Annotated in this window: 27 protein-coding genes, 1 tRNA gene and 1 pseudogene; 17 read left to right on the plus strand and 12 right to left on the minus strand. The window is 68.6% G+C overall.

Features of this window, described 5'->3' with window-relative positions:
* Positions 1 to 8: 8 nt before the first annotated feature.
* Positions 9 to 1,685, minus strand: coding sequence for an energy-dependent translational throttle protein EttA (gene ettA, locus JNUCC0626_RS25085; RefSeq protein ID WP_394613212.1), 1,677 nt, complete (start codon positions 1,683 to 1,685; stop codon positions 9 to 11).
* Between the two features lie 262 nt (positions 1,686 to 1,947).
* Positions 1,948 to 2,343, minus strand: a complete 396-nt coding sequence (locus JNUCC0626_RS25090) for a single-stranded DNA-binding protein (protein ID WP_394613213.1) — start codon at positions 2,341 to 2,343, stop codon at positions 1,948 to 1,950.
* A gap of 253 nt (positions 2,344 to 2,596) precedes the next feature.
* On the opposite strand from JNUCC0626_RS25090, the gene JNUCC0626_RS25095 reads away from it, so the two are divergent.
* Genes JNUCC0626_RS25095 through JNUCC0626_RS25105 form a run of 3 tightly spaced genes read left to right on the plus strand, consistent with a single transcriptional unit; the run spans position 2,597 to position 4,930 of the window.
* On the plus strand, positions 2,597 to 3,202 hold the full coding sequence (locus JNUCC0626_RS25095) for a TetR/AcrR family transcriptional regulator (RefSeq protein WP_394613215.1): 606 nt from the start codon (positions 2,597 to 2,599) through the stop codon (positions 3,200 to 3,202).
* The gene (locus JNUCC0626_RS25100; RefSeq protein ID WP_394613217.1) at positions 3,199 to 4,122 is read left to right on the plus strand and encodes an ATP-binding cassette domain-containing protein; all 924 of its coding nucleotides are present in this window, start codon (positions 3,199 to 3,201) and stop codon (positions 4,120 to 4,122) included. The genes JNUCC0626_RS25095 and JNUCC0626_RS25100 overlap by 4 nt, the downstream gene beginning before the upstream one ends.
* 10 nt (positions 4,123 to 4,132) lie before the next feature.
* Positions 4,133 to 4,930 carry an ABC transporter permease gene (locus JNUCC0626_RS25105; RefSeq protein ID WP_394613218.1) on the plus strand — a complete coding sequence of 266 codons (798 nt, stop codon included), beginning with the start codon at positions 4,133 to 4,135 and terminating at the stop codon, positions 4,928 to 4,930.
* On the opposite strand, the gene JNUCC0626_RS25110 is transcribed toward JNUCC0626_RS25105, so the two are convergent.
* Positions 4,927 to 6,858, minus strand: coding sequence for a cytochrome c oxidase assembly protein (locus tag JNUCC0626_RS25110; protein WP_394613219.1), 1,932 nt, complete (start codon positions 6,856 to 6,858; stop codon positions 4,927 to 4,929). The genes JNUCC0626_RS25105 and JNUCC0626_RS25110 overlap by 4 nt on opposite strands.
* Before the next feature lie 35 nt (positions 6,859 to 6,893).
* Between JNUCC0626_RS25110 and JNUCC0626_RS25115 the strand changes: the two genes are divergently transcribed.
* A complete protein-coding gene (locus JNUCC0626_RS25115; RefSeq protein ID WP_394613220.1) occupies positions 6,894 to 7,424 on the plus strand; it encodes a hypothetical protein in 531 nt (176 codons plus the stop codon).
* Here JNUCC0626_RS25115 and JNUCC0626_RS25120 read toward each other — a convergent pair.
* On the minus strand, positions 7,402 to 8,565 hold the full coding sequence (locus JNUCC0626_RS25120) for an MFS transporter (RefSeq protein ID WP_394613221.1): 1,164 nt from the start codon (positions 8,563 to 8,565) through the stop codon (positions 7,402 to 7,404). The genes JNUCC0626_RS25115 and JNUCC0626_RS25120 overlap by 23 nt on opposite strands.
* Before the next feature lie 72 nt (positions 8,566 to 8,637).
* Here JNUCC0626_RS25120 and JNUCC0626_RS25125 point away from each other — a divergent pair, with 72 nt between their 5' ends.
* From JNUCC0626_RS25125 to JNUCC0626_RS25135, 3 genes are all read left to right on the plus strand, one after another.
* Positions 8,638 to 9,717 (plus strand): LacI family DNA-binding transcriptional regulator, encoded by a 1,080-nt coding sequence (locus tag JNUCC0626_RS25125; RefSeq protein WP_394613222.1) that lies wholly within the window; start codon positions 8,638 to 8,640, stop codon positions 9,715 to 9,717.
* A 130-nt stretch (positions 9,718 to 9,847) separates the two neighbouring features.
* Positions 9,848 to 9,920: transfer RNA gene (locus tag JNUCC0626_RS25130), tRNA-Arg, on the plus strand.
* A gap of 144 nt (positions 9,921 to 10,064) precedes the next feature.
* Positions 10,065 to 10,448, plus strand: coding sequence for a hypothetical protein (locus tag JNUCC0626_RS25135; RefSeq protein ID WP_394613223.1), 384 nt, complete (start codon positions 10,065 to 10,067; stop codon positions 10,446 to 10,448).
* Here JNUCC0626_RS25135 and JNUCC0626_RS25140 read toward each other — a convergent pair.
* Positions 10,424 to 11,227 carry an NAD(P)H-binding protein gene (locus tag JNUCC0626_RS25140; RefSeq protein ID WP_394613224.1) on the minus strand — a complete coding sequence of 268 codons (804 nt, stop codon included), beginning with the start codon at positions 11,225 to 11,227 and terminating at the stop codon, positions 10,424 to 10,426. The two genes, JNUCC0626_RS25135 and JNUCC0626_RS25140, sit on opposite strands and share 25 nt — an antisense overlap.
* A gap of 88 nt (positions 11,228 to 11,315) precedes the next feature.
* Between JNUCC0626_RS25140 and JNUCC0626_RS25145 the strand changes: the two genes are divergently transcribed.
* Positions 11,316 to 12,077, plus strand: coding sequence for an AraC family transcriptional regulator (locus JNUCC0626_RS25145; protein WP_394613225.1), 762 nt, complete (start codon positions 11,316 to 11,318; stop codon positions 12,075 to 12,077).
* On the opposite strand, the gene JNUCC0626_RS25150 is transcribed toward JNUCC0626_RS25145, so the two are convergent.
* Both JNUCC0626_RS25150 and JNUCC0626_RS25155 read right to left on the minus strand, forming a co-directional pair.
* On the minus strand, positions 12,034 to 12,939 hold the full coding sequence (locus tag JNUCC0626_RS25150) for a LysR family transcriptional regulator (protein WP_394613226.1): 906 nt from the start codon (positions 12,937 to 12,939) through the stop codon (positions 12,034 to 12,036). The genes JNUCC0626_RS25145 and JNUCC0626_RS25150 overlap by 44 nt on opposite strands.
* Positions 12,940 to 12,963: 24 nt before the next feature.
* Positions 12,964 to 13,533 carry a TetR/AcrR family transcriptional regulator gene (locus JNUCC0626_RS25155; protein ID WP_394613227.1) on the minus strand — a complete coding sequence of 190 codons (570 nt, stop codon included), beginning with the start codon at positions 13,531 to 13,533 and terminating at the stop codon, positions 12,964 to 12,966.
* An 87-nt stretch (positions 13,534 to 13,620) separates the two neighbouring features.
* On the opposite strand from JNUCC0626_RS25155, the gene JNUCC0626_RS25160 reads away from it, so the two are divergent.
* Positions 13,621 to 14,256 carry a class I SAM-dependent methyltransferase gene (locus JNUCC0626_RS25160; RefSeq protein ID WP_394613228.1) on the plus strand — a complete coding sequence of 212 codons (636 nt, stop codon included), beginning with the start codon at positions 13,621 to 13,623 and terminating at the stop codon, positions 14,254 to 14,256.
* Here the strand turns inward: JNUCC0626_RS25160 and JNUCC0626_RS25165 are convergent.
* Positions 14,204 to 15,007 (minus strand): DUF3152 domain-containing protein, encoded by an 804-nt coding sequence (locus JNUCC0626_RS25165; RefSeq protein WP_394613229.1) that lies wholly within the window; start codon positions 15,005 to 15,007, stop codon positions 14,204 to 14,206. The genes JNUCC0626_RS25160 and JNUCC0626_RS25165 overlap by 53 nt on opposite strands.
* Positions 15,008 to 15,087: 80 nt before the next feature.
* Here JNUCC0626_RS25165 and JNUCC0626_RS25170 point away from each other — a divergent pair, with 80 nt between their 5' ends.
* Together JNUCC0626_RS25170 and JNUCC0626_RS25175 are read left to right on the plus strand one after the other, a co-directional pair.
* Entirely contained in the window at positions 15,088 to 15,753 is a 666-nt protein-coding gene (locus JNUCC0626_RS25170) for a response regulator (RefSeq protein ID WP_394613230.1), read from the plus strand.
* Positions 15,750 to 17,465 carry a sensor histidine kinase gene (locus JNUCC0626_RS25175; protein WP_394613231.1) on the plus strand — a complete coding sequence of 572 codons (1,716 nt, stop codon included), beginning with the start codon at positions 15,750 to 15,752 and terminating at the stop codon, positions 17,463 to 17,465. The genes JNUCC0626_RS25170 and JNUCC0626_RS25175 overlap by 4 nt, the downstream gene beginning before the upstream one ends.
* On the opposite strand, the gene JNUCC0626_RS25180 is transcribed toward JNUCC0626_RS25175, so the two are convergent.
* A complete protein-coding gene (locus JNUCC0626_RS25180; protein WP_394613232.1) occupies positions 17,446 to 18,261 on the minus strand; it encodes an NAD(P)/FAD-dependent oxidoreductase in 816 nt (271 codons plus the stop codon). The genes JNUCC0626_RS25175 and JNUCC0626_RS25180 overlap by 20 nt on opposite strands.
* Before the next feature lie 50 nt (positions 18,262 to 18,311).
* Here JNUCC0626_RS25180 and JNUCC0626_RS25185 point away from each other — a divergent pair, with 50 nt between their 5' ends.
* Positions 18,312 to 18,872 (plus strand): helix-turn-helix domain-containing protein, encoded by a 561-nt coding sequence (locus JNUCC0626_RS25185; RefSeq protein ID WP_394613233.1) that lies wholly within the window; start codon positions 18,312 to 18,314, stop codon positions 18,870 to 18,872.
* A gap of 7 nt (positions 18,873 to 18,879) precedes the next feature.
* The gene (locus JNUCC0626_RS25190; RefSeq protein WP_285638524.1) at positions 18,880 to 19,149 is read left to right on the plus strand and encodes a DUF2277 domain-containing protein; all 270 of its coding nucleotides are present in this window, start codon (positions 18,880 to 18,882) and stop codon (positions 19,147 to 19,149) included.
* A gap of 131 nt (positions 19,150 to 19,280) precedes the next feature.
* On the opposite strand, the gene JNUCC0626_RS25195 is transcribed toward JNUCC0626_RS25190, so the two are convergent.
* A complete protein-coding gene (locus JNUCC0626_RS25195; protein WP_394613234.1) occupies positions 19,281 to 19,424 on the minus strand; it encodes a hypothetical protein in 144 nt (47 codons plus the stop codon).
* Between the two features lie 400 nt (positions 19,425 to 19,824).
* Between JNUCC0626_RS25195 and JNUCC0626_RS25200 the strand changes: the two genes are divergently transcribed.
* Both JNUCC0626_RS25200 and JNUCC0626_RS25205 read left to right on the plus strand, forming a co-directional pair.
* On the plus strand, positions 19,825 to 20,505 hold the full coding sequence (locus tag JNUCC0626_RS25200; protein WP_394613235.1) for a hypothetical protein: 681 nt from the start codon (positions 19,825 to 19,827) through the stop codon (positions 20,503 to 20,505).
* Positions 20,506 to 20,605: 100 nt separating this feature from the next.
* Positions 20,606 to 21,067, plus strand: coding sequence for a hypothetical protein (locus JNUCC0626_RS25205; protein WP_394613236.1), 462 nt, complete (start codon positions 20,606 to 20,608; stop codon positions 21,065 to 21,067).
* Here the strand turns inward: JNUCC0626_RS25205 and JNUCC0626_RS25210 are convergent.
* A complete protein-coding gene (locus JNUCC0626_RS25210) occupies positions 21,064 to 21,714 on the minus strand; it encodes an HNH endonuclease family protein (protein ID WP_394613237.1) in 651 nt (216 codons plus the stop codon). The two genes, JNUCC0626_RS25205 and JNUCC0626_RS25210, sit on opposite strands and share 4 nt — an antisense overlap.
* Positions 21,715 to 21,867: 153 nt before the next feature.
* Between JNUCC0626_RS25210 and JNUCC0626_RS25215 the strand changes: the two are divergent.
* Positions 21,868 to 23,390 (plus strand): annotated as a pseudogene (locus JNUCC0626_RS25215) (amidohydrolase).
* On the opposite strand, the gene JNUCC0626_RS25220 reads toward JNUCC0626_RS25215, so the two are convergent.
* Positions 23,356 to 24,165, minus strand: coding sequence for a hypothetical protein (locus JNUCC0626_RS25220; protein ID WP_394613238.1), 810 nt, complete (start codon positions 24,163 to 24,165; stop codon positions 23,356 to 23,358). The pseudogene JNUCC0626_RS25215 and the gene JNUCC0626_RS25220 overlap by 35 nt on opposite strands.
* A 150-nt stretch (positions 24,166 to 24,315) precedes the next feature.
* Here JNUCC0626_RS25220 and JNUCC0626_RS25225 point away from each other — a divergent pair, with 150 nt between their 5' ends.
* The gene (locus tag JNUCC0626_RS25225; protein WP_394613239.1) at positions 24,316 to 25,788 is read left to right on the plus strand and encodes a CHAD domain-containing protein; all 1,473 of its coding nucleotides are present in this window, start codon (positions 24,316 to 24,318) and stop codon (positions 25,786 to 25,788) included.
* Positions 25,789 to 25,926: the final 138 nt, after the last annotated feature.

A 25,926-nucleotide genomic window follows, 5' to 3' on the forward strand; every position in this document is an offset into this window, starting at 1 on the left:
TTGCCCTCTCAGTCCCGTGTCAACTTGCGGTACGTGACACGGTGCGGCCTCGCGGCGTCGGCACCCAGGCGTTCGAGCTTGTTCTTCTCGTAGCCCTCGAAGTTGCCCTCGAACCAGTACCACTTCGACGGGTCCTCGTCGGTGCCCTCCCACGCGAGGATGTGCGTGGCGACGCGGTCGAGGAACCACCGGTCGTGGGAGATGACCACGGCGCAGCCGGGGAACTGCTCGAGAGCGTTCTCCAGCGAACCGAGGGTCTCGACGTCCAGGTCGTTCGTCGGCTCGTCCAGCAGGATCAGGTTGCCGCCGAGCTTGAGCGTGAGCGCGAGGTTCAGGCGGTTGCGCTCACCACCGGACAGCACGCCCGCGGGCTTCTGCTGGTCCGGCCCCTTGAAGCCGAACGCGCTGACGTACGCGCGCGAGGGCATTTCGACGTTGCCGACGTGGATGTAGTCGAGTCCGCCGGACACGACCTCCCACACGTTCTTCTTCGGGTCGATGCCGCCGCGGTTCTGGTCGACGTAGGACAGCAGAACCGTCTCGCCGACCTTCACGCCGCCCTGGTCCGGCTGCTCGAGCCCGACGATGGTCTTGAACAGCGTCGTCTTGCCGACACCGTTCGGACCGATGACACCGACGATGCCGTTGCGCGGCAACGTGAACGACAGGCCGTCGATCAGGACCCGGTCGCCGAAGCCCTTCTTGAGCTTGTCGACCTCGACCACGACGCTGCCCAGACGCGGGCCCGGCGGGATCTGGATCTCCTCGAAGTCGAGCTTGCGGGTCTTCTCCGCCTCGGCCGCCATCTCCTCGTAGCGGTCGAGACGCGCCTTGGACTTGGCCTGGCGGGCCTTGGCGCCGGAGCGCACCCACTCCAGCTCGTCCTTGAGGCGCTTCTGCAGCTTCTGGTCCTTCTTGCCCTGGACCGCGAGACGCTCGGCCTTCTTCTCCAGGTAGGTGGAGTAGTTGCCCTCGTACGGGTGGGTCTTGCCGCGGTCGATCTCGAGGATCCACTCGGCCAGGTTGTCCAGGAAGTACCGGTCGTGGGTCACGGCGAGCACGGCGCCGGTGTACTGCGCGAGGTGCTGCTCCAGCCACAGGACGCTCTCCGCGTCCAGGTGGTTGGTGGGCTCGTCGAGCAGCAGCAGGTCGGGCTTGCTCAGCAGGAGCTTGCACAGCGCGACCCGGCGGCGCTCACCACCGGAGAGCTTGGTGACGTCGGCGTCGGCGGGCGGGCAGCGCAACGCGTCCATCGCCTGGTCGAGCTGCGAGTCGATGTCCCACGCGTCGGCGTGGTCGAGCTCCTCCTGGAGCTTGCCCATCTCCTCCATCAGCTCGTCGGAGTAGTCGGTCGCCATCAGCTCGGCGATCTCGTTGAAGCGGTCCAGCTTCACCTTGATCTCGCCCAGGCCCTCCTGGACGTTGCCGAGGACGGTCTTCTCCTCGTTGAGCGGCGGCTCCTGCTGCAGGATGCCCACCGTGTAGCCGGGGGCCAGGTAGGCCTCACCGTTGCCCGGTGTGTCCAGCCCCGCCATGATCTTGAGCACGCTCGACTTGCCGGCGCCGTTGGGACCGACCACACCGATCTTCGCGCCGGGGTAGAACATGATCGTGACGTCATCGAGGATGACCTTGTCACCGTGCGCCTTGCGCACCTTTTTCATGGTGTAGATGAACTCGGCCATGGCGGCGATCGTAGAGCGGTGCTCAGAGGCTCCTGACCTCGGTCGCCGACAAGCAGCCGCCCACCCCCGGAACCAGCGTCACGCGAGTCGGTGACCTGCTCGTTCCGTTCGAACGTGAACGGTTGTCGACGATCGGTCCTCAGCGGCCCCGATCTACGAGCTTCCCTCCTTCTTCGTGGATCTCGGTACGTACATCTTCTCCGGCGCGCGCTACCCGATCGGGTGGCTTCCCGAAGTCCGGCACACGGTTGCCCCGAACGGCTCAGAACGGAACCGGTTCCTCAGCAAGATCTTCGGCGGCCCGAGGCTCAACGAGCGGAGCGGCGCCCAGTGACTGCACGCGGCTCAAGTCCAACCCGATGTGCATCGCGTCGAGGTTGAACGCCTGCCGCTTCACGTCGTCCTTCTCGTACACGCGAATCCGCAGCTTGCCCTGGACGATCACCGGATCGCCCTTGGACAGCGTGGTCTTCACGCTGTCGGCGAGCTTGCGCCAGCACGAGACGCCGAGCCACAGGACCTCGCCGTCCTCCCACTCGCCGGTCGCGGTGTTGTACCGGCGCTCGGTCGAGTTGATGCGGAAGAACGCGTTCGACTTGCCGTCCTCGCCGTGTTTGTACGTGATGTCGCTGACGACAGTGCCAACGCAGGTGATCATCGTGGAATTCCAGGACATCGGGCTCGCCTCCAGGTCGCGGGGTCGTGGTCCAGATTGCTCCGGGGACGGGCGGGCCGGGTGGGGTCGCGGCGGATCTGTGGACAACTCACGAGCTGTGGACAGGTCGAGATCTTGAACGGCCTCGAACCCGGGAATTGTCAGGGGTCTGTGCTAGTGCGCCACTAGGGCGGGCGCGAGTGAGTGAGCGCCCACTCATTGACATGAGTGAGTGCTCACTCATACAGTTGCGGACGTGTCAGAGGAACCACGCCGCCGCCGCGCCCCCGCGATGAGCCCGGAAGATCGCCGCGAAGCGATCGTCCAGGCGACGCTGCCGCTCGTCGTGAAGGCCGGCGCGAACGTCACCACCAGCCAGATCGCCGCCGCGGCCGGAATCGCCGAGGGCACGGTGTTCCGCGTCTTCAAGGACAAGGCGGAACTGCTCGACGCGTGCGTCCAACGCGCGCTGCGCTCCGACGAGGAGATCGCCCTTCTCGACGCCATCCCGTCGGACGTCCCGCTCGAGGAACGCCTCGTCGCGGGGGTGGCGGCGTTCAGCGGCTACCTCGACCGCATGTGGGGCCTCATCGGCACGTTGCGCGAGTCCGGCTACCACCCGCACGACGGCGACCACCAGAAGCACAAGGGACCGCCGGTCGGCATGCAGCAGCTGTCCGACGCCGTCTCCCGTCTCTTCGGCGACGCGGACCTGCGCGTCAGCCCCGACCTCGCCGGGCGCATGTTGCTCGGCACCGTCTTCACGAACCGCATGGGCTCGGGCTTCGGCCAGACCGCCGCCGAACCGGCCGAGGTCGTCGAGCTCTTCCTGCACGGCGCGCTCAAGGGGGAGACCAGATGAGTGAGCTCATGATCGAAGCCCACGAGGTGAGCAAGAAGTTCGGTGACGTGACCGCGCTGGAAGGCGTGAGCGTCACCGCGAAGAAGGGCTCCGTCCTGGGCCTCCTCGGCCACAACGGCGCCGGCAAGACCACGCTGGTCAACGTCCTCACGACGATGTTGCCGCCGTCCGGTGGCAGCGCGCGGGTCGCCGGGTTCGACGTCGTGAAGCAGAGTCACGACGTCCGCAGCCGCATCGGCCTGACCGGCCAGTTCGCCGCCGTCGACGAGCAGTTGAGCGGCCACGACAACCTCGTGCTGATCGCCCGCCTGCTCGGCGCGAGCCGCAATCAGGCCCACGCCCGCGCCGACGACCTGCTGGAGCAGTTCGACCTCACCGACGCCGCCAAGCGCAACGCCAAGACCTACTCCGGCGGCATGCGGCGGCGTCTCGACCTGGCCGCGTCGCTCGTCGGCAACCCCGAGGTGCTGTTCCTGGACGAGCCGACCACCGGCCTCGACCCGGCCAGCCGCCTCGCGATGTGGGAGATCGTCGAGAAGCTCGTCGCGGACGGCACGACCGTGCTGCTCACGACCCAGTACCTCGACGAGGCCGACCGCCTGGCCGACTCGATCACCGTGCTGTCCCACGGAAAAGTCGTCGCGTCGGGCACGTCTGCCGAACTCAAGGCCCAGGTCGGCCAGCGCACGGTGACCGTGACGCTCGACTCGGTGTCCGAAGTGGACAAGGCGTTGCAGGCCATCAACTCCGTGGGGCTGCACCCCGTCGCGGAGGGCCTAACGCTCACTACGCCCGTCAGCGCGTCACGCGACCTTGCGACGGTCGTGCGCGCGTTGGACGACAACGGCTTGGAGGCACACGAGATCGGCCTCAAAGAGCCCACTTTGGACGACGTCTACCTCACGCTCGCCGCGAACTGAAGGGGGAATCATGGCGACTTTGACCTGGCACGGCAGCAGTTACCCGACCCAAGTCCTCGTGCTGACCGGCCGTTCGCTGCGCGCGTTGTTGCGCACGCCCGCGCTCGTCTTCTTCAGCATCCTGCAGCCGTTGATCATGCTGACGCTGTTCAGCCAGATCTTCGGCAGCATCACGTCCACGGCGAACTTCCCGCCGGGCATGAGTTACATCGACTTCCTGCTGCCCGCGATCCTCGTGAACACCGCGATGCAGTCCTCTCTCGCGTCCGGTATCGGGCTCGTGCAGGACATGTCGAACGGTGTGCTCGCACGGTTCCGTTCGCTGCCCATCCGCCCGAGCACGGTTCTGTTGGCGCGCAACCTGTCCGACGCCGTGCGCACCGCGTTCCAGCTCGTGCTGATGATCGCGTTCGGCGTGCTGGTGTTCGGTTTCCGGCCGGACGGCGGCGTGCTCGGCACCCTCGCCGCACTGGGCCTCGCCCTCGTCGTCGGCTGGGCGCTGAGCTGGGTGTTCATCGCGATCGCCGCGTGGGTCCGCAAGGCGGAGCTCATGCAAACCGTGGGCTTCCTGGCGATGTTCCCGCTGATGTTCGCGTCCAGCGCGTTCGTGCCGGTCACCGGCCTGCCGGGCTGGCTGCAGGCGATCGCCAAGGTCAACCCGCTGACCTACGCGGTCGACGCCGCCCGCAGCCTCGCGCTCGCCCACCCCGTCACGGGAGTGGCCGGCGCGCTGGTCACGAGCGGCGTGATCGCGGCGATCGGAGCGTTCTTCGCGGTCCGCGGGTTCCGCAGGCCGCTGTCGGTCTAGTCCTTGCCCGCCATCTTGCGGAGCATCGCGTTGTAGGCCTCGAGGTCGGCGTCACCATCGGCGTCGGCCTTGCGGTCCAGCCGCTTCGCCTCCCGGCCGTCCTGCCGCGCCCATTGCGTGAGCAGGGCGACCATCACCACCAGCAACGGGATCTCCCCCGCCGCCCACGCGATGCCGCCACCGAGCCGCTGGTCCTCCAGCAGGTTCTGCACCCACGGCAGCGCGAGGCCCCGGTAGAACTGTTCGCCGATGACGTTCGCCGAACTCATCAGCACCACGCCGAAGAACGCGTGGAACGGGATGGACGCGAACAGCAGGCCGAGTCGGCCGAGCGGCGGCAGCTTGTTCGGTGACGGGTCCACGCCGATCACCGGCCAGTAGAAGACGTAGCCCGCGAGGATGAAGTGGGCGTTCATCGCGAGGTGCGCCCAGTGGAACGGCAGCGCGGCCTCGAAGAGTCCCGAGAAGTACAGCGCGTAGAACGACCCCACGAACAACGCCAGCGCCACAAAGGGGTTCGTCAGCAGCCGTGCGACCGGCGAGTGCACGAACGCGAGGATCCACTCGCGCGGGCCCGGCACCTCCTTGCCCACCGGCAACGCGCGCAACGCGAGCGTGACCGGTCCACCCAGGACGAACAGGATCGGCGTCAGCATGGACAGCACCATGTGCGCTTCCATGTGCACGCTGAACATCGCCGGCGAGTACTTGCCCATGCCCGACGACGTCGCGAACAGCAGCGAGAAGCAGCCGCACAGCCACGCGACCGTGCGGCCGACCGGCCACTTGTCGCCGCGCTGCACGAGCCTGCGCACGCCCAGCACGTACAGCACCGCGAGTGCCACGGCCGCGGTGCCGAAGATCAGGTCGAAGCGCCAGTCGAACAGGATCGCCGTGAGGGTGGGCGGTCCGTCCAGGTCGTAGCCGATGGCGATCTCGGTGCGGCTGGGCAGGTCCGTGCTGCCGCCGGGCGGAGGCGTGCGGGCCAGCGCCACGGCCAGGCCGATCGTGAACATCATCAGCAGCACTTCGAGGCCGGCGAGCTTGAGCAACGCGCGCGGCTTGCCGTCGACGACGCCCTTCACGCCGCGTTCGCGCTGGAAGTAGCCGAACACGCCGAGCAGCAGCAGGCACGCGAGCTTGCCGAGGGTCAGCCAGCCGTAGGTCGAGGTGACGAGGTCGGTGGGGGTGATGCGCACCAACGCGTTCACCACGCCGGAGACGGCCATCACGATCCAGCAGACCAGCGCGATCTTCGAGAATCTCGTGGCGGCCAACGGGAGGTGCGCGCCGCCACGCCTGCCGTGCGCGAGCAACGCGATCAAACCGCCCACCCACAACACCGCGGCGACGAGGTGGAACAGCAGGCTGTTCGTCGCCATGTCGTGCGAGCCGCCCGACGACGAGTGTCCCGTAACTGCAACCGGGATCAACGCGAAGATGGCGCCGAACAGCAGGACGGTCGTCCATCCCCACGTCAGCACCAGACGGCAGCCCAACGCGAGCAACGCCACGATGATCGCCGTCAGCAGCCACGCCTTCGACTGCTCCAGCAGCATCGCCGTCGCGATCATCTGGCTGAACGTGAACGAGCTCACCGGACGATCGATCGCGGCCGCTGTGGTGAACGGCACGGACAGAAGTGCGCCCACGAGCCAGACGAGCGCGAACCACCCGGCGGTGCGCATCGCGGCGTAGCCGTCCGCTGCGAGAGTGCCCGACTTCTGCGGTGGCACGAGGAAAGCCGCCAGCAACAACGAGCCGATGGTCACCACCGCGCCCGTCTCGGTCAGCACTCGCACGATCTGCACACCGACTGGCGGGTTGCTCTCGAACGAGCTCAACGCGACAGCCGCGAGCGCGGCCACCGCGAAGCCGATTGCGACGAGGGGCACCAAACCCGTTCTGGTGGAGCGTTCGATTGGCACGCCCCGGAGCCTACGACCCTCTAGTGTTGCGCCGTGTGAGACGTTCTCTCCCTCTCCTGCTCGTGCTGCTCTCGCTGACCGGCTGCGCGTACTCCATCCAGGGCGAACCCGTCGCGGCACCGCTGCCGCCGCTCGCCATCGCGACGCCCCGCAAGACCGCTGGAGTCGACCCGTGCGCCCTGGTGACGGAGAAGGACCTCAAGCCGCTCGGCACGCTGAAGTTCAACCCCGTGCCCCGTACCGAGCTCGCGAACTCGTGCCTCTACACGCTCAAAGAAGGCCCTTACGTGCTGGTGGCGGTGCCTTACCGGTCGTTCGACCAGTCGAAGAAGTCACAGCCCACGGGCAGTGAGGTCGACACGGCCAAGCACGCCACGTGGCTGAGCTGCGGCCGTCAGGACAACGACAAGACGAAGGACATGGTGTGCACGGCCACCATCGCCGTCACGCGTGAGGAGTCGTTGATGGTCGCCATCGGCATGGGCGGCGACGCGACCGAGAGCAAGGCGAGCAAGGCACTGGAGCCGCTCCGCGCCGAGGCCCTCAAACGGATGCCGCCTGCCTAGCGGCCCTCCTGGCCAGCCAGGTCGCCGGGATGATCAGCGCCGTGACGAGCGCCACGAACCCGAGCGACAGCACGAGCGAACTGACGTGCGCGAGACCACCCACGATCGGCGGGCCCGCGAGGAACCCCGTGTAGGCGATGGTCGTCACCAGGCCCAGTTCGCGTTCGCCGCCGCTGCCGTCCGCGCGTTTGCCGGTCTCGCTCGCGAGGTCCATGACCACCGGGAACGAGAACGCGAGCCCCAGTCCGGCCAGGCCGAACCCGGCGTAGCCCGCGACCGGGAACGGGACCGCGACGACGAGCGCCAGGCCCGTCGCCGCGAGCGCACCACCAGCGGCGAGCAGGCGGTGCGGGCCCAGCCGACGTTGGATCGGTTCGCCGAACCATCGGGCGAGCGCCATCGTGACCGAGAAGACCGCATAGGCGTAGGCGCCCGCAGCGTCCCCCATGCCCCGCTCACGCACCATGAACAACGCCGACCAGTCCGCCGCCGCCCCTTCCGCAATGGCACTGCACAGCGCGACGCACGCCAACAGCCAGAGGACCGGGCTCTTGAGCACGTTCGCTCGTTCGGTGACTTCTTCCCGATGACGCTCCCCCACTCCGCCGGGGATGTACTTCGCGATGAGAGCGGTGACAAGCACGCCGACGACCGCCGCCACGAGGAAGTGCCGCATAGGCGTCCAGTGCGCCTGTGCGGCGGCGGCACTGCCCAACGACCCGATGAGACCGCCAACGCTGAACCCGGCGTGGAACTGCGGCATCAACGGCCGTTGCAACGCCCGCACGACGACGACCGCGGCGATGTTCATCGACACGTCCATCACGGCGATGCTCGCTCCCAGCGCAACGAGCGTGAGTCCGAACTGGACCGGTGACTGCGACAAGGCGAGCACGGGCAGAAGCAACGGACTGAGGAGACTGCTCGCTATCAGCGCGCCACGGCTGCCGTGCACCGCGCAGTACCGCGCCGCCAGCGGAGCCGTGAACGCCAGCCCGGCGCTCGCCCCGAGCAACGCGAGCCCGAGGCTGCCCACCTCCGCGCCGATCTGCTCGGCGAGCGCGGGCACGCGGGCGGCCCAGGTGCCGAAGACAGCGCCGTTCAACAGGAACGCGACGAACGCGGCCAACCGTGGGGACATGCGCACCAGCATGACTGAAGCGCTTCAGCAACACCAGAGATTTGGGCCCTATCTCTCGCCTACGATGCTGCTGTGGACTCCGACCGCCGACGCAGGCCGACGCTGGACACCGTCGCCGCCGCCGTAGGGGTCTCCAGGGCAACGGTGTCGAACGCGTACAACCGGCCCGACCAGCTGTCGTCGTCGTTGCGCGAACGCATCCTCGAAACGGCCCGCACGCTCGGCTACGCGGGCCCCGACCCGGTCGCCCGCTCCCTGGCCACCCGCTCGTCCGCGGCCGTGGGCTTCATGCTGCCGCAGGGTCTGTCCGGCGCGTTCTCGGATCCCGCCCTGTCGATCGTGCTCGACGGCCTCGCCCAAACCGTCGACGGCCACGACCACAGCCTCGTGCTGATGCCAGGAGACGCCACGGGCGGTCCGCGCCCATCGATCGTGTCGCGCGCACAGGCAGACGTGATGGTCGCCTACTCCCTGCCCGACTCGGCCCCGGCCCTCGACGCCGTAGCGGCCCGCGGCCTCCCGTTGGTCGTGATCGACCAACCCGAACTCCCCGACGCCGCCCGCGTCGAAGTCCAGGACCACGCCGGCTGCGCCGCAGCCGCCGCACACCTCCTCGACCTGGGCCACCGCCGCTTCGGCGTCCTGACGTTCGCGCTGCGCCCGGACGGAGTATCCGGACCGGTCTCGCACGAGCGCCGTTCGGACGTGCCGTTCCGCGTCAGCCGCGACCGACTGGGCGGCTACCTCGACACTTTGGAAAAAGCCGGGGTGGAACCGGACAATGTTCCGGTGTGGGAGGCGCGCGGCAGTGATCGCGAGCTCGGACGACTAGGCGCGCGGTGGCTTCTCACCCGCACGCCGCGCCCGAGCGCTTTGCTGTGCGCGTCGGACCAACTGGCCTTCGGCGCCCTCCAAGCAGCGCGCGACCTGACGTTGACCGTCCCAGGGGACCTTTCGGTCGTCGGCTTCGACGACGTCCCCGAAGCGGCCTACAGCGACCCGCCGTTGACTACCGTGCGTCAACCCCTGGCCGACAAGGGCCGCAGAGCCGGCGAGCTGGCACTGAAATTACTGGCCGGCGCGAGACCGCCCAGGCCGACGAGACTCGACGTTTCCCTCGTGGAGAGAGCCTCAACGGCCCCACGGAAGTGATCCGCGTCACGTTTAGACAGTTTTCGTCACCCATTTGGACGTAGGGCGGAAACAGTCGATCGACTCCGGACGATGAGTCCGGTGGGGGCACCGGGCGACCACACTTCGTGGCCGCTCTCGCACCCCTCCAGCCTCTGTAGCTCAGTGGAGAGAGCGAGGGACTTCTAATCCCGAGGTCGCAGGTTCGAATCCTGCCAGGGGCACTGGAACAGAAGGCCTCTGACCTGCATGGACAGGTCAGAGGCCTTCGTCATTCTTGATCTCGCCGCCCATTCGTGGAGCCACCCGTGGAGCCGAGGGGCGTCACCTGACCGACGGCTTGTCGGGGCTGCTGGATACTTCGGCGCGTGGACAAGACGCGGTTGGGGATCTGGCTGGTTGTCGGTGTGCTGGTGGTGCAGACGGCGGCGAGTCTGTTGTGGGGCGCGGATTCGACGCTGACCGGCATCGCGCTCGCCTTCAACGCGGTCGCCGCCGTGTCGACGTTCCTCTTCGTCAAGCGAGGTGGGCAGGCCGCCTGGGTGGTGGCCGGGTGGTGTGCCGGGTTCTTCGGGTGGCACGTGCTCGGGTTGGGTGAGCTGGCCGGGTGGTGGACGACCGGGCTGGAGGCCGCCTACCTGATCGGTGGGCAGTACCAGCTGTCGGTCGTCTACCAGGCCGTGTTGGCGACGGCTTCCGGGTTTGCCGTGCACCTGTTGTTGCCTCGTCAGCGCCAGGTGTCGGAGACGTAGGCGTCGAAGGACTTCGCCGGGCGGCCTAGGAGGCGGGCGATGTCGTCGGTCGGCGTGGCCATCACGCCGTTGCGCATGCCCTCGAACATGCCGTTCAGTTCGGTGGCCACCTCCTCCGGCAGGCCGTGGGCCAGCAGGGCTTCGCGGTAGGCGGCCGGGGTCAGCTTGACCAGGTCGATCCGGCGACCGGTGGCTGCGGCGATCTTGGCGACGGCTGCCTCGAAGGTGACGCCTTCCGGGCCCGTCAGGTCGTAGGTCTGGGCGTTGTGGCCTGGGGTCAGCAACGCCAGGGTGGCCACTTCGGCGATGTCGTGGACGTCCACGAACGGCTCGGGGGTGTCGTCCACGGGCAGGGAGAGGACGCCCGCCTCGACCTCGGACTGCCAGATCTGCTCGGAGAAGTTCTGGGTGAAGTTGTTGGCGCGCAGGATGGTCCAGGCAAGGTCGCTCTCGCGCACGGCCTTCTCTGCCGCGTGCATGCCCTGGAAGACGTTCGGTGGGGTCTGGTCGAGGCCGCGGCCGGAGAGCAGGACCAGGCGGGTCACGCCGGAGGCGGCGGCTTGTTCGGTGAACGGGGCTGCGGCGGCTGGGTCTTCCGGGGCGATCACGTAGGCGGCGGTGGCGCCGTCGAGGAACGGCTTCCAGGTCGTGGAGTCGGTCCAGTCGAAGCCGGTGGCGCGGGACGCCTTGCGGACGGCGGCTCCGGCGGTTTCCAGGGCGGTGACCACTCGGCGGCCCGTCTTGCCGGTGGCGCCCAGGACGAGGATCTGTTCAGTCATGGCACCGAGCCAAGTCGCTCAGGACCCGGAAGCACATGGGTGAGCGTTCATCGATGATGTTCGATCGTTCGGGCCGTATCGTGGGGGCATGGAGCCGTTCGACGAGCTGTTGCGCGGGGTGCGCGCCGAGGGTGCCGGGGTGTGCCGGGCCGACATCGACGGGACGCACGTGTTGCCCGGGCTCACGTTGTACGCGGTGGCGTCCGGCGAGTTGGACGTGCAAGGGCGGATCGCCAAGGCCGGGGACATCCTGGTGGTGCAGGAATCCGTTGCGGCACGGGGACGTGCGTCGGTCGTGAGCGGCTCGTACAAGATCAAGGGGGCCGTGGCGAAACGGCTCACCGCGGTGTTGCCGGACGCGTTGGTGGCGCCGGGGACCGACGGCTGTGCGGAGTTCTACGGGTCGGTGGACGTCGACGCGCCTGAAGTGGTCATGGATCGGTTGCTCGACTGGTTCATGGTGTGCGCGCTCAGGGAGTGGTTCGACCGCGAGCACGGGGACGGGTGGCTGGCCGCGCTCGCGGACGCGGTCGTCGGGCCGGTGTTGCAGGCGATGCACTCACGGCCTGAGCAGGCGTGGACGCTCGCCTCGCTGGCCAAGGAGGCCGGGGTGGCGCGCACGACGCTGGCCGGTCGGTTCACCAAGATGGTCGGGGTGCCGCCACTGACGTACCTGACGCAGTGGCGGATGGCGGTGGCGGCCGACCTGCTCGCCGAGTCGTCCGCGACGGTGGCGGCGGTCGCGCGCAAGGTCGGGTACGCGGACGCGTTCGGGTTCAGCGCCGCGTTCAAGCGGGTGCACGGCTTCAGCCCCAGCGAGTGCCGCACGCGGTGCGCCGCGAGCGCGTGACCTCCAGGCAGCAGCGCACGAAGTCGGCCGCGGCCTCACCGGCGTCGGGCAGCCACGCGACGGCCACCTCGCTCGGACTCACGCCCGTCACCGGCACGTAGACGACATCGGGGCGGGAGTGGAAGTGCGAGGCGGACGACGGCACGAGCGCGATGCCGTACCCGCCGGCGATCGCGCTCAGGAACTCGTCGGGGCGTTCCACCACCGCACCGATGCGCACCTCGCGACCGTCCCTTTCGGACACCGCCAGCCAGTGATCGCGCCAGGCACCCTTCAACGCGGGCGCGACGATCACCGGTTCGTCCCGGATCTCGTGGAACGGCACGGAGTCGCGCCCGGCCAGCCGGTGCGTGGAAGGCAGTGCCACACAACGGGATTCGCTGAACAGCGCCCGCACGCCGAACGTCTCCTCGCCCGGAAAGGGTAATCGCAGCAACGCGACCGGCACCTCCGCCGCCGCGAGCCCCGCCGTCGGATCCGACCACGGCGCCTGCCGCAGGTCGACGCGCCAGCCGGGCCGGATCCTCCCGAACGCCGCCACGATGTCCTGCGTCGCGTCGTTCGCCGCGCTGCTCAGGAAACCTACGCGCAGCACACGGGCGGCGCTGCGCGTCTCGCTCACGGCGGCATCCCAGCCCGCGAGCACCGGCGACACGCGCGCGGCGAGGACGTGCCCCGCCTCGGTCAGCTTCATCCCGGTGCTGGACCGCGTGAACAGCCGCACGCCGAGCTGCGATTCCAGGTGCTTGAGCTGCTTTGTCAGCGACGGTTGCGACACGAAGAGCCGGTGCGCTGCGCGCGTGAGGTTGCCCTCTTCGGCGATGGCGGCGAAGTACCTCAGCAGCCTCGTGTCGACGTCCATGCCGTCAGGTTAGGAAGACGGACATCAACCACGAGTGAGCACACGAGAGAGTTGGTGATCTACGAGGTCCACCGCGACTTCCGCCGTGACCTGACCTATCAACACCTGAAGCATCAAGCCGTCGACGAACGCCAGCAACGCCTTGGCTTCCCGTTCCGCGTCACCGGGACCGCCCGCCGCGGTGATCATCCCCGCGAGCCACGTCGCCATCTCGCCGCTGCCCCGCCGCAACGGCTCCCCCAGCCTCGGCTCGACCACGGCGTGCGCGAGGAACGCGGCCAGCACCGGCGCCTCCTCCCGGGCCGCCTCGCTCAACGGCAGCAGCTCCAGCAAGACCGCGCGCAGGTACGCGGCGGGGTCGTCGGCACCGACCGCGCCGAGCCGGCTCGCCACCCGCTCGCTGACGAGCTCGAACGCGAACATCAGCATCTCGTCCTTGCTGGCGAAGTAGTGCTGGACGCGCCCCATGGACACCCCGGCCTCCGCCGCCACGTGCCGCAGGCTCACCGCGTCGAGGCCCCGGCTCGCGATCAACCGGCACACGGCGTCGCCGATCTGGCGCCGGCGTTCGTCGTGGTCCACCTGCTTGGGCATGCACCAACTCCAATGCGATCGCATTGCACAGTACCCGTCCCGTGTTTTACGATGCGTTCGCATTGCAAAAACGTGAAGGGGGACGTCATGCAACTGTGGGACTTCGCGGCGCTGACCTACTACAGAGCGCTCGACCGGTTCACCGGGCCGCTCAACCGGCTCGCGGTCGAGAAGCTCGAACTCAGGCCAGGGGACGCCGTGCTCGACATCGGCTGCGGCACCGGCGCGCTGATCCCGTCGCTCGTCGAAGCCGTTGGGCCACAAGGTCGTGTGGTCGCGATGGACTTCAGCGCGCGCATGGTGGCCATCGCCAAGAAGCACGAGAAGTGGCCGAACGTCGAAGTGCGTCAGGCCGACGCCTGCACAACCGATCACGGCGCCGGGCAGTTCGACGCGGCCGTGGCGCTCGGGGCGTTCAGCGCGATGCCGGACGTGCCGGCGGCGATCGCGAACGCCGCCGACGCGCTCAAGCCGGGCGGTCGGATGTTCGTGTTCGACGTGCGGCTCAAGCGCGACACCCGCTCCACCCGGTTCCTGCGCACGGCCTACCGCCTGATCGCCGGGTTCACCGGCGCGGACGTCGTCGCCGAACTCAGGAAGGTCTTCGAGAGCGTCGAGCCGGTGTTCGCGGTCGAGGGCGAGACGACGACCACGGTCATGGCCACGAAGGTCACGGATACGGCCACCCGTTCGCCTTGCACACCTTCCCGTCCTGAGGGATGAACGCGCCCTGGGAGACGCCGTTGGTGATGCGCACGATCTCGTCGTTGGACACGCTGAACGTCTGCTGCATCATCACCGGCGCCAGCCCGCCGTTCACGTCGCACGGGCGGTGGCCCTGCCCGAACGCGTGCCCGACCTCGTGGTTGACCATGTACGTCCGGTACTCGTTGAGGTCCGGCAGGAACGCCACGGCTCCGCGCGTCCAGCGAGCTGCACTTAAGTACACGAAATTGCCGTCACGACAGGAAACATCGACCGGGATTTCGTACCCGCACACGTTCCGTGCGGTCTGTTGTGACGTGAAACGTACACGCACAGACGCGGCACCGGTGACGCGGCGCACCGAAAGCGCGCCACGGGCCGTCCAGCCTCGTGGGTCCGTCAGCGTGCGGTCCACGAACGCCGAGAAGGCCTGCTCGTCGACGGTGATGCCGTCCTCGATCTCGACGGCGTAGGTGCGCACCGGGCCCGTGCCAACGACGTCACCGGTGCCGGGGACCACGTGGAACGTGCCGCTGCCGGCGACCGGGAACTCGGGGCCGTCGGGCAGGTCCGAGCTCGACGCGTACACGCGGGGCGGAGGCGGCGGCGCTGCAGGGGCGGACGGAACCGAGTCGGGCGTCTCCGACGAGGGCACCGGTACCGGGACGGTGGTCGGTGCGGCGGCGGGCGAGGTTTCGCCGGCCAGCTGGGCCGTCGTCAGCAGCAACGCCGTCAGACCGACCGCCGCCAGAGCCAAGTGGACCTTCATGTCGGCAACACTCGCCGGAACTGATGAAGAACCTGTTTACGTCTCACTTGCCTGTCGTGAAGGACTGCATACTGCGAACTGTGTGTGCCCACATTCTCGTCGCCGAGGACAACGTTCATCAGGCTGAACTCGTCCGCCGGTACCTGGAGCACGACGGGCACTCCGTGGTGGTCGTCCACGACGGACGGGCGGCGATCGACGAGACCCGGCGCCGCAACCCCGACCTGCTGGTCCTGGACGTGATGATGCCGCTGGTCGACGGCATCGACGTGATGCGCGCCATCCGGGCCGAGTCGGACGTGCCGATCGTGCTGCTCACCGCGCGGTCCACCGAGGACGACGTGCTGCTGGGGTTCGACCTCGGCGCCGACGACTACATCACCAAACCGTTCCGGCCACGGCAGATGGTCGCGCGCGTACGCACGATCCTGCGCCGCACGGGCCGTGCGCGCGAAACGAACGCCACGGTGCTCAAGGTCGGCGACCTCACCGTCGACCCGATCCGGCACGAGGTGCGCATCAAGGACGAACTGGTGAACCTCACGCCCGCCGAGTTTCGCTTGCTGGCCAAGATGGCCGCCCAGCCGCAACGCGTGTTCACCCGCGAACAGCTGCTGGAGGACGGTTTCATCACCGCGCGCACGGTCGACGTCCACATGATGAAGCTGCGGCGCAAGATCGAGCAGGACTCGCGGCGGCCGGAACGCCTGCTCACCGTCTACGGCATCGGATACAAGCTCGTATGAAAAGCCTCCTCGTCCGGTTCTTCCTGTTCTCCCTGGTGATCGCGGCCTGCTCGATCGCGGTCACGGCGTGGCTCGCGTCGCAGGCGACGACCGGCGCGATCCGGCAGGAGCAGGGCGAAGCTCTCGAGACGGACGCCCAGATCTACGACGCGCTCGTCGGGTACGCGGCGTCGCACCAGGACTGGAGCCAGGCCAGTTCCACTGTGGATGATCTGGCCAGGACGTACGACCGCCGCATCGCGCTGACCGACCAGAGCGGCAAGAAGCTGCTGGACACCGGTGACCAGAACGCTCCACAGCTGCCCATCACACCCAGGGCGCTCATCGACCCGTTGAACGTCAACGGCAAGATCGATCCACGGGCCGTGGGGCCGTTCATGCTCCACGACGACGAGAAGCGCAAGCTGCGCTCGTACGCGGACCAGCTCGTCCAGTGCAGCGGCAGAGTCGAGATCGTGGAAGCGCCGAACGGCAGGCCGCGGATCGTCGGCCTGGACCCCGGCAGAACTTCGGTGTGGGACACGTGCACCTCCGGCGAGTACCTCCAGACGCTGACCACGACGGAGGAGGCGGGCTACCGGGAGCTCCAGGGACACTTCATCGCATGCCTGGCGACGTTGCCGGGCAACGCCCAGCTGCCGGCGAAGGCACCGGGCCGGGTGGACGTGCTCGACTGGGACGTGGTGGTGCTCGAGGGCACGACGCCCGACGTGGTGCAGTGCATGGACAAGGCGCGGCGCGACATGCTCAAGTCCTACGTCGCCGCCCCGGCGCAGATGTTCCTCACCGCGCGGGCGGGGGACTCACCTCAGCCGATCGACCTGTCCACGACCGGCGCCACGCGAATCACGCTGGTGGCGCTGGGGATTCTCGCGATCGCCGGGTTCGCGTCGTGGGTCACGGCCACGCAGCTCGTGCGTCCGATCCGGGCGCTCACCGCCGCTACGAAACGCACGGCCGAAGGGGATCGCACGGCGCGGGTCGACGGGGGCGGGGGTGAGATCGGCCAGCTGGCGAAGTCGTTCAACGCCATGTCGGAGAAGCTCGCCGAGACCGAACGGCAGCGCCAGGCGATGGTGAGCGATGTGGCGCACGAGTTGCGCACGCCGTTGGGCAACATCACCGGCTGGCTGGAGGCGACGCAGGACGGACTGGCCGAGCCCGATCCGCACCTGATCGCCATGCTGCTGGAGGAATCCCTTCTGCTGCAACGACTCGTCGACGACCTGCACGACCTGGCTCAGGCCGACGCGGGAACGTTGCGGCTGCACGCCGAGCCGATCGCGCTCGACGACGTCGTGGACCAGGTCGTCAACGCGCAGCAGAACCGCGAGATCCTGCTGCGCGCCGAGACCACGCCGGTGAACCTCACCGCGGACCCGGTGCGATTGCGGCAGGCGCTCGGCAACCTCGTCGCGAACGCCGTGCGCTACACGCCGCCGGGGGGCGAGGTGGTCGTGAAGCTGTTCCAGTGGCAGGACCGGGCGATCCTGGAGGTCGTGGACACCGGGACCGGGATCGCGCCCGAGGACGTGCCGCACGTGTTCGACAGGTTCTGGCGGGCGGACAAGTCGCGCAGCCGGCGCACGGGTGGCAGCGGGCTCGGGCTCGCGATCACGCGGCACCTCGTGGAGGCGCACGGCGGTGCGGTGTCGGTGACGAGCAGGCTCGGCGAGGGCTCGACGTTCCGGATCAGCCTGCCGCTGGCATGAGGCCGAGCAGGTCCATGTTGATCATCGCAGCGGCCTGCGCGCCCTGGGCGGCGGCGACGATCACGATGGCCGTGGGGTCCGTGACGTTGCCTGCTGCGTAGACGCCAGGCACGCTCGTGCGGCCCTTTGTGTCCGTGCGCACGAACGGGCCCGCCATCGTCTCCTCGGTTTCGGCACCCAACGCGAGCAGGAACTCGTCGCGCGGTTTGACCGGCGCGGAGTACACGAGCGCGTCGGCGGGCACGCGTTCGCCGTCCGAGATCACCGCGACGAGGCGGTCGTCCTCGACCTCGATCGCGTCGACGGACGGCACGTGCGTGACGTCGTCGGACCACTGCCGGACCAGCGCGACCTTCATCTCCTCGCCGAACACCGCGAGCTTCTGGTCGCGGACCTCCCAGCCGTGGCAGTACGGGCAGCCGAAGACGTCCCGGCCCCAGCGTTCGCGCAGGTTGTCGGGCACCTCGTCGACCAGGCCGGTCGCGAAGAGCAGGCGGCGGGCGCGCACCGTGCGTTCGTTCAGGTCGACCGCGAACCCGTCGTCGAGCTTGGTCACGCCCAGGACGTCGTCGTTGACGATCTCGCCGCCGTAGCCCTCGACCTCGGCCCGTCCGTGCTTGAGGAGCTCCAACGGCGAGAGGCCGTCACGAGAGAGGTAGTTGTGCATGTGCGCGGCCGGGGCGTTGCGCGGCTCGGCACCATCGACCACGAGCACGCTGCGGCGCGCCCTGGTCAGCATGAGAGCGGCGCTGAGTCCGGCCGCTCCTCCTCCAATGATCACCACGTCGTATGTCATGGTTCGAGAGTGCGGTCGACAGCCCAGTTTTGGCAAAGTAAGTTGCCGTTATGGCAACAACCGTGGGGCAACGGCTCGCCGCGCTGCGGGCCGAGCACGATCTGACGCTGGCGACGTTGTCCGAGCTGACGGGCATCTCGAAGTCGACGCTGTCACGCCTGGAGACCGACCAGCGCAAGCCGACGCTGGAACTGCTGCTGCCGTTGTCGCGGACCTACCAGGTGACGCTGGACGACCTGGTCGGCGCGCCGGAGGTGGGCGATCCGCGGGTGGTGATGAAGCCGCGCGAGCTGGACCACGGCCGGGTCGGCATCCCGCTGACGCGCTCGATCGGGCCGCTGCAGGCGTGGAAGATGATCCTCTCCGACCCCGACCTGCACGAACCGCGCGTGCACGAGGGCTACGAGTGGTTCTACGTGCTGAGCGGGCGGATCCGGCTGCGGCTCGGCGACAAGGAGGTCGTGCTGCGGGCGGGCGAGGTCGCGGAGTTCGACTGCCGCCAGCCGCACGCGCTGTGCAGCGCGGACGGCAAGCCCGCGGAGATCCTCAGCCTGTTCGGCAAGCAGGGAGAACGCATCCACACCCGCGCGGCGCCGCCGAACAGGTCATAGTGGGGGCATGTGCCGAAACATCCGGGTGCTCCACAACTTCGAACCGCCGGCGACCTCCGACGAGGTGCACGCGGCGGCGTTGCAGTACGTGCGCAAGGTGGGCGGGGCGGCCAAGCCGTCCGCGGCGAACCAGGCGGCTTATGACAAGGCGGTCGCGGCTGTGGCGGCGGCTACTCGGGAACTGCTGGACGCGTTGGTGACGACTGCGCCGCCGAAGGACCGCGAGGTGGAGGCTGCCAAGGCCAAGGCTCGATCGGCGGAGCGGTACGCGCGTTAGCTGTGGATGGGTAGGTGCGCACGGCTGGTGGTGGCACACGGTTCGCCAGTGGGGCGCGACCGGTGGGGTGCGCACGATCGCCAGACGCACATAGCCGTGCGGCGCGCACGGCTGTCAGGTGCGCGTGGGCGTTAGTTGCGTACGCGGGTGTCGAGGTACATGCAGATCAGCTTGGCCGCGATGCCCGCGGAGCCGACGATGAACGCCTGGTCAGGGCCGAGCGTCACGGCGATGGCCCACAGCAGCAGTGCGATCAGCACGAGGATGACGGTCACCTGCACGGCGTGTGGCCAGTGCCCGACCGACGTCAGCCACCTCTCCAGCTGCCGCGGTTGCGGAACCTCTACGTCACCCGCTCTATCGGGTGAACGCTCCGCCTTTACCGCCATCGTGCTCCCTCGCCGTGATTCCTCCTGACGAACTCCATTCTCCCGAGTTGATCTTCTACGGAGTGTTACTTCGGCAGGTCGTGCGGTGAGCGTTCGGTGAGCGTCGGCGAACGGCAGACGAACGGTCATCCGCATGATCGGTTCCCGGTCCGTCACCGTCCGTTTACCGATTGCGATCTACGTCGCAACTCTGCGTGTCACCTATTCGAGCGAATGTTCAACAATACGTAACCGTTGCTCCGTTTGGCGTAGGCCGATTTTTGTCAGACCCCTTCGATAACGTCAGGTGAAGCTCGCGGTACGAGGGGAGAAAGCGTTGCCGGACAACAACGTCAGCGTCACCGCACTGTCGTTCACCGAGTACGTCATGAGCGGCCAGCGTGGACGCATCAACATCGTTTCCGAACAGCGGGGGATGTACCTCGCCGCCGACACCAGGGTGTGCGGGTTCTACAACCCGATCCGCGACGCCATGCGACGAGCGGTCAACTCGACCGAGCCGGAGATCGAGCTCAAGAAGGCGATCATGAACGCCAACCGCACGGGGCAGCCGCGGGCGTTCGAGGAGATCGCCGACGGGTTCCTGCCCTGGCTCGGGGCGTTCAAGGCGACCGGCGTGCCCGTGGAGGGGGCCACCTACCGCGCCGGCGAGCTCACCTTGAAGGTGCGGCCGCACCTGGGGCTGCGCAAGAAGGACGGCACGTCGTACGCGGTGCTCGTGCACACCAAGGAGGCGCCGCTGACGCGTGAGGCGGCGAACGTGGCGTTGCGGATCTTGCAGCACACGGTGGCGGACACGCTGCCGGACGCGACGCCGATGGTGCTCGACGCGCGGCGCGGCAAGGCGTACCAGATGCCCGCGCGGACGAACCTGGGGAAGCTCGACGTGCTGATCGCCGCGGAGGCGATGGGGTACGTGACGCACTGGAAGCTGTCCGGCCTGTTCGAGTCCGTTCAGGTCGGGTAGGGAAAGACCCGGTCTCGGGGGAGGCCGGGTGAGAGGAAGAAGCCGACGCGGCCCGTCTGGGGGGTCGGGCCGTGTCGTCGGCACACCGGAGGGGGATCTCTTGTCGAGGAACGCGGACCTCGTCGCGCTGCTGGGGTGGGAAGCGCGACGTGAACCCGGGTTGTCCTGGGACGACGCCGAGGAGCACGTGGGGTTCGCGTTCCCCGGCGATTTCAAGGAACTGCTGGGGACGTTCGGCACCGGCGTCTTCGACCACGTCGTCGAGGTGATCTCACCCGTCGAGGACGAGGAGTCGCTCGACGTCTTCTTCAGCGACGTCTACGAGTCGCGCGAGTTCGACGGGCTCGTGCAGTGGGGCAAGGCCGGTCGGTGCACCCTGTTCTGGCGCACCGACGGCGAGCCCGACCAGTGGACGATCACCTGGTGCGACGCGGAGTTCGCCGAGTGGGAGAGCTACGACGGGCCGACGACCGCGTTCCTGTTCGACCTGCTCACCGGCAAGATCAGCAGCCGGTTGATCGACTTCACGCCGACCCCGAAGCCCGGTTTCTGGCCTGACTAGCAGGCTTTGAGCATCGTGGCGAGGGCGTCGTGCTCGGCCTGGTCGACGGTCAGCTTGTAGGTGATCTTCACCGAGATCCAGTGCTGCGCGTAGGTGCACCCGTACGCCGCGACCGGAGGCTTCCACTTCGCCGGGTCCTGATCACCCTTGGAGCGGTTGGACTTCGCGGTCACCGCCAGCAGCTGGATGCCGCCGAGGTCGTTGGCGAACGCCTTGCGCTCTTCGTCGGTCCACTTGTCGGCGCCGGACCGCCAGGCCTCGGCGAGCGGGACGGTGTGGTCGATGTCGACCTCGCCCGCCTCCTTGATCACCACGCCGTCGTAGACGCTGTTCCAGGTACCGGAGACGGCCTTGCAGTCCTTGTCCGTCTTGACGTCGGTGCCCTGCTTCTGCAGCACGATCTCCCTGGTGTCGCAGGAGTTTCCCTGCGAGGCCCAGTGCGGGAAGCGGTCGCGGCTGTAGCCGGCCATCTTGCCCTCCGGCGCGATCTTGAGTGCGCCGAGATCGGACGAACCGGCCGGAGCGGACCCGGTGGTCGGGGGCGTGGTGGGCGAATTCTCCTGCGATGACTGGAGATTCGTGAGGTACCAACCCGCTGCCAGCAGCAGTACGAAGACCACCAGTGACGTCACCGCCGCGCGATTCATGCGGCAATGATCGACCATGCGGATCACGGGGCGGTCACCCGGCCCGTGATCCGCATGGTCGATCATGGCGTTCGTGCTGACGAACACTCCCGCACCGGGCATCGTGATCAGGTGAGACTCGACCTCAAGCTGACGGGCTGCCGGGCCCTCACGATGGACCCGGCCCGCCCCGCCGCGCACACGATCGGCATCTGGCAGGGCCGCATCGCCGGGCTGGACTCCGACGTCGCGGACCTCCCGGCCGCCGAGACCGTCGATCTGGGCGGCGCCGTGGTGCTGCCCGGTTTCATCGACGCCCACACGCACCTGGCGTGGAACGGGCGCCGCACCACCGACATCACCGGCGTGACGACGGTCGAGGGCGTCCTCGACCGGCTCACCCGATCACCGGGCACGGGCTGGATCGAGGCGTCCGGCTACGACCGGCGGATCATGGACCGCCCGCTCACCGCCACCGACCTCGACCGGATCAGCGACGGCAGGCCGGTCTACGTCGCGGACCTCTCCGGGCACGCGTGCGTCGTGAACTCCGTTGTGCTGCACCAGCTTCCGGAGATCACGAGTGACGGGTGGCTGACCGAGAACGAGCAGCTGGCCGCGCGCACGTTGCGTCTCCCCTACTCACTCGACGAGATCGCCGACGAGCTGCACACGAGCGCACAGCAGGTGCTCTCCGAGGGCGTCACGATGTGCGCGGAGGCGGGCATCGGCGCGGGTCTGATCGCCAGCAGCCCGCTCGAAGCCGCCGCCTACCAGCGAGCGCAGCTGCCGATCCGCGTGCAGCTCATGGTGTCCGCGCACGTCCTGCGCGACGTCACCGCCGACCCGGCCGACGGGATCCCGCGCGCGATCGACCTAGGTCTGCACACCGGGTTCGGCGACGACATGCTGTCGTTGGGGGCCATGAAGCTGTGGACCGACGGCGGCATGATGGCGCGCACCGCCGCGTTGTCCGCGCCTTACGCCGGTACCGACAACTCCGGTCAGCTGGCTGAGCCCGAGGAGTCCATGCGGGCGGCGATCGTCGACGCGCACCACGCCGGGTGGCAGCTCGCGATCCACGCGATCGGCGACCGGGCCGTCGACTTCACCTTGGACGCGCTCCAAGAAGCGCAGCGGCAACGGCCGCGCGCCGACACCCGGCACCGGATCGAGCACTGCGGTCTGGTCCGTCCCGAGCAGCTGAGCCGGATCGCCGCGCTCGGCGTGGTCCCGGTGATCCAGCCGGCGTTCCTGTGGGCGTACGGCGACGACTACAGCGAGATCATGGGCGCGGAGCGGGCACCGTGGATGTACCGCGGGCGGCGTTCCTCGACCACGGCATCACGGTCGCGGGCAGCTCGGACCGGCCGGTCGCGGACGGGGCACCGTTGCGCGCCATCGACTTCATGGTGAATCGGCGCTCGTCCGGCGGCCGGTCCGTCGGTCCGGACGAGGCGATCACGGTCGAGGAGGCGATCCACGCGTACACGCTCGGCAGCGCCTACGCGTGCCGCAAGGAGCACGTGCTGGGCAGCCTCACGCCGGGCAAGCTCGCGGACCTCGTGGTGCTCGGCGACGACCCGCGCACCAGCGACGCGATCGCGGAGATCCCGGTGCTCGCGACGATGGTGGGCGGCTCGTTCCGCTATCAGCGCGGGACTACTGGAGGTGGAACGTCGCGGCCAGCGTCGTGAGCCGGTCGGTGATGTCCGCGTGGACGTTCGTGCGGCGCACCCAGTTCTCGCTGCCCGACGAGGCGGACGGCGTCGTGCCGAGCGGCGACACCGCGTCCGTCACGCCGTACTCCAGCCGGTAGGCGAGCACGGCGATCGCCGACTCGAGCCAGAACGACGGGTCCGGCGTCGGGATCTCGCCGAGGCCGACCCGGAACCACACGGGCATGCGCGCGTACTGCCCGAGCGCCTCGGAGATGCGGCGCGCGGCGGCGTCCTTGATCTCGCCGCGGGCCTTGCCCCCGGCGAGCACGGCCTCGGTGCGCCACTCCTCACCACCGGCGTCCTCGTCGGCCTCGAGCCGTTCGGCGGCCCGCTGCGCGCTGGGTTCGTTGGCGTTGATCAGCCACTCCATCTGCCGCACCTCGTGCGACAGCGCGTCCCGTTCGAACCGCGGCACCCGCCCACCGTCCAACTTGGACCTGGCGTCGTCGCGCCGCGCCTTGAGGCCGTCGAACTCGAGCACCTCCTGCTTCAGCTCGACGCGGGCCGGGTCGGCGAGGATCTCCTGTTCCGCGTCCCACGCCTTGCGCAACGCCTCGACCAGCGGTTCGACGTCCCCGCTGACGGCGTCGAGGTCGGCGAGCGGCCCGTCACCCGCGCCGGACAACCGCCGTTCGAGCACGGTCAGCCGAGCCGTGACACGTTCGAGCTCGGCCGTGAGCTGACCGACGTGACTGATCAACGTGGCGACCTGCGGCTCGACCACGTCGAGCCGTTCCTTCTCCGTGGGCACGCGACCAGCGAACCGGACGCACGCACACCACAACAGCGGGCAGGCACCGAATGCACGCATTAGGGACGACGTTCCGCCCACCCGTGGCACGACCCCTCACAGACCGTCACAACAGGGGTGAATCGTCCCGAAACGAGGTATTAATAGGAGATGGCGACCTCCGTTACTGAGACCGAGCGCAAGTACGAGGCACCATCGGACGCGAGTCTGCCGGACCTCACAGAGATCACCGGCGTGGCGACCGGCCCGGAAGAGTTCGACCTCGAAGCCACGTACTTCGACACCGACGACTACCGCCTGGCCCGCGCCGGCGTCACCCTGCGCAGGCGCGTGGGCGGCACCGACGAGGGCTGGCACCTCAAACTCCCGGCAGGCGAGGACTCACGGCTGGAACTCCGCGTCCCCCTGGGCCGCGCGACGAAGAAGCCCCCGAAGGACCTCTCCTCCCTGGTCCGCGCACACACCCGAGGCGACACCCTGACCCCGGTGGCCGAGATCCGCACGAACCGCCGCCGCTGGCAACTCACCAACGGCGACGGCGACATGCTCGCCGAGGTCGTCGACGACGTAGTCACCGCCCAAACGATGGGCTCCTCGACCACAACGACCTCGTGGCGCGAGATCGAGGTAGAGCTCGGCGAGAGCGGCGACCGCGACCTCCTCGACACCGTGGAACGCCACCTGGGCGACGCGGGCATCCACCCGTCGTCCTCGAAGTCCAAGCTCTCCCAGGTGATCGGCGTCAAACGCGACTCCGGCCCCACCATCGGCAAGAAGTCCACGGCAGGCGAAGTGGTCCTCGCCTACCTCTACGACCAACGCGCAGCACTTCAAAACCAGGACCCGCGAGTCCGCCGCAACGAGGACGACGCGGTCCACCAGATGCGAGTGGCCACCCGCCGCATGCGCTCGGCCCTCCAATCCTTCGGCAAGATCGTCGACCGCGCCGAAACCCGCGCCCTGACCGACGAACTCAAGTGGCTGGCCTCAGTCCTGGGCACCGCGCGCGATCTAGAGGTACTCCGCATGCGCTTCACCGACGGCCTCCACGCCCTACCACCAGAACTGGCCCTGGGCGACGTGGCGGCCCGCCTGACCCGCCACTTCGCACCACTGGAAGCCAAGGCGCACAAGGACTCCGTAGCCGCACTGGACAGCGCGCGCTACTTCGACCTCCTCACCGCAATCGACACGCTGCTAGCCGCCCCTCCTCTAACCAACGCCGCCTCGGGCAAGGCCCGGGAAGTCCTGCCGCGCCTGGCGGAAAAGGCCCGCCGCCGCCTGGACGCACGCGTACAGGACGCGCTGGCCACAACCGACAGCGACGAACCACTGCACGAGGCCCGCAAGGCAGCGAAGCGCCTGCGCTACTCGGCCGAGGTGGCAGAGCCCGCGCTGGGCAAGCACGCCAAGGCCCTCCGCAAGCGCGCGAAGGACGTCCAAACGCTGCTGGGCGACCACCAGGACTCGGTCGTGGCACGACCAGTGCTGCTGGAGCTGGGCCGGGGAGACGAGAACGGCTTCACCTTCGGCCTCCTGTACGGCCAGGAAGTGGAACTGGCGCACAAGACGGAGGCAGCACTCCCAGCCCTGTGGCAAAAGCTGAGCAAGGAACACCTCTAACGCACCGAGGCAGGCTGACGCAGAGGTCCCCTCTGATTTCGGCTCCCCCGCGACCCAACGTACAGACGGGGTCTGACAGCCAAGGCGATCAAGAAACGCCAAACGGAACGCGAAGCCGAAGGCGAGCCGACCCGACGG

This window comes from Lentzea sp. JNUCC 0626 (genome assembly GCF_043632865.1).
In the GTDB taxonomy this organism is placed as follows: Bacteria; Actinomycetota; Actinomycetes; order Mycobacteriales; family Pseudonocardiaceae; genus Lentzea.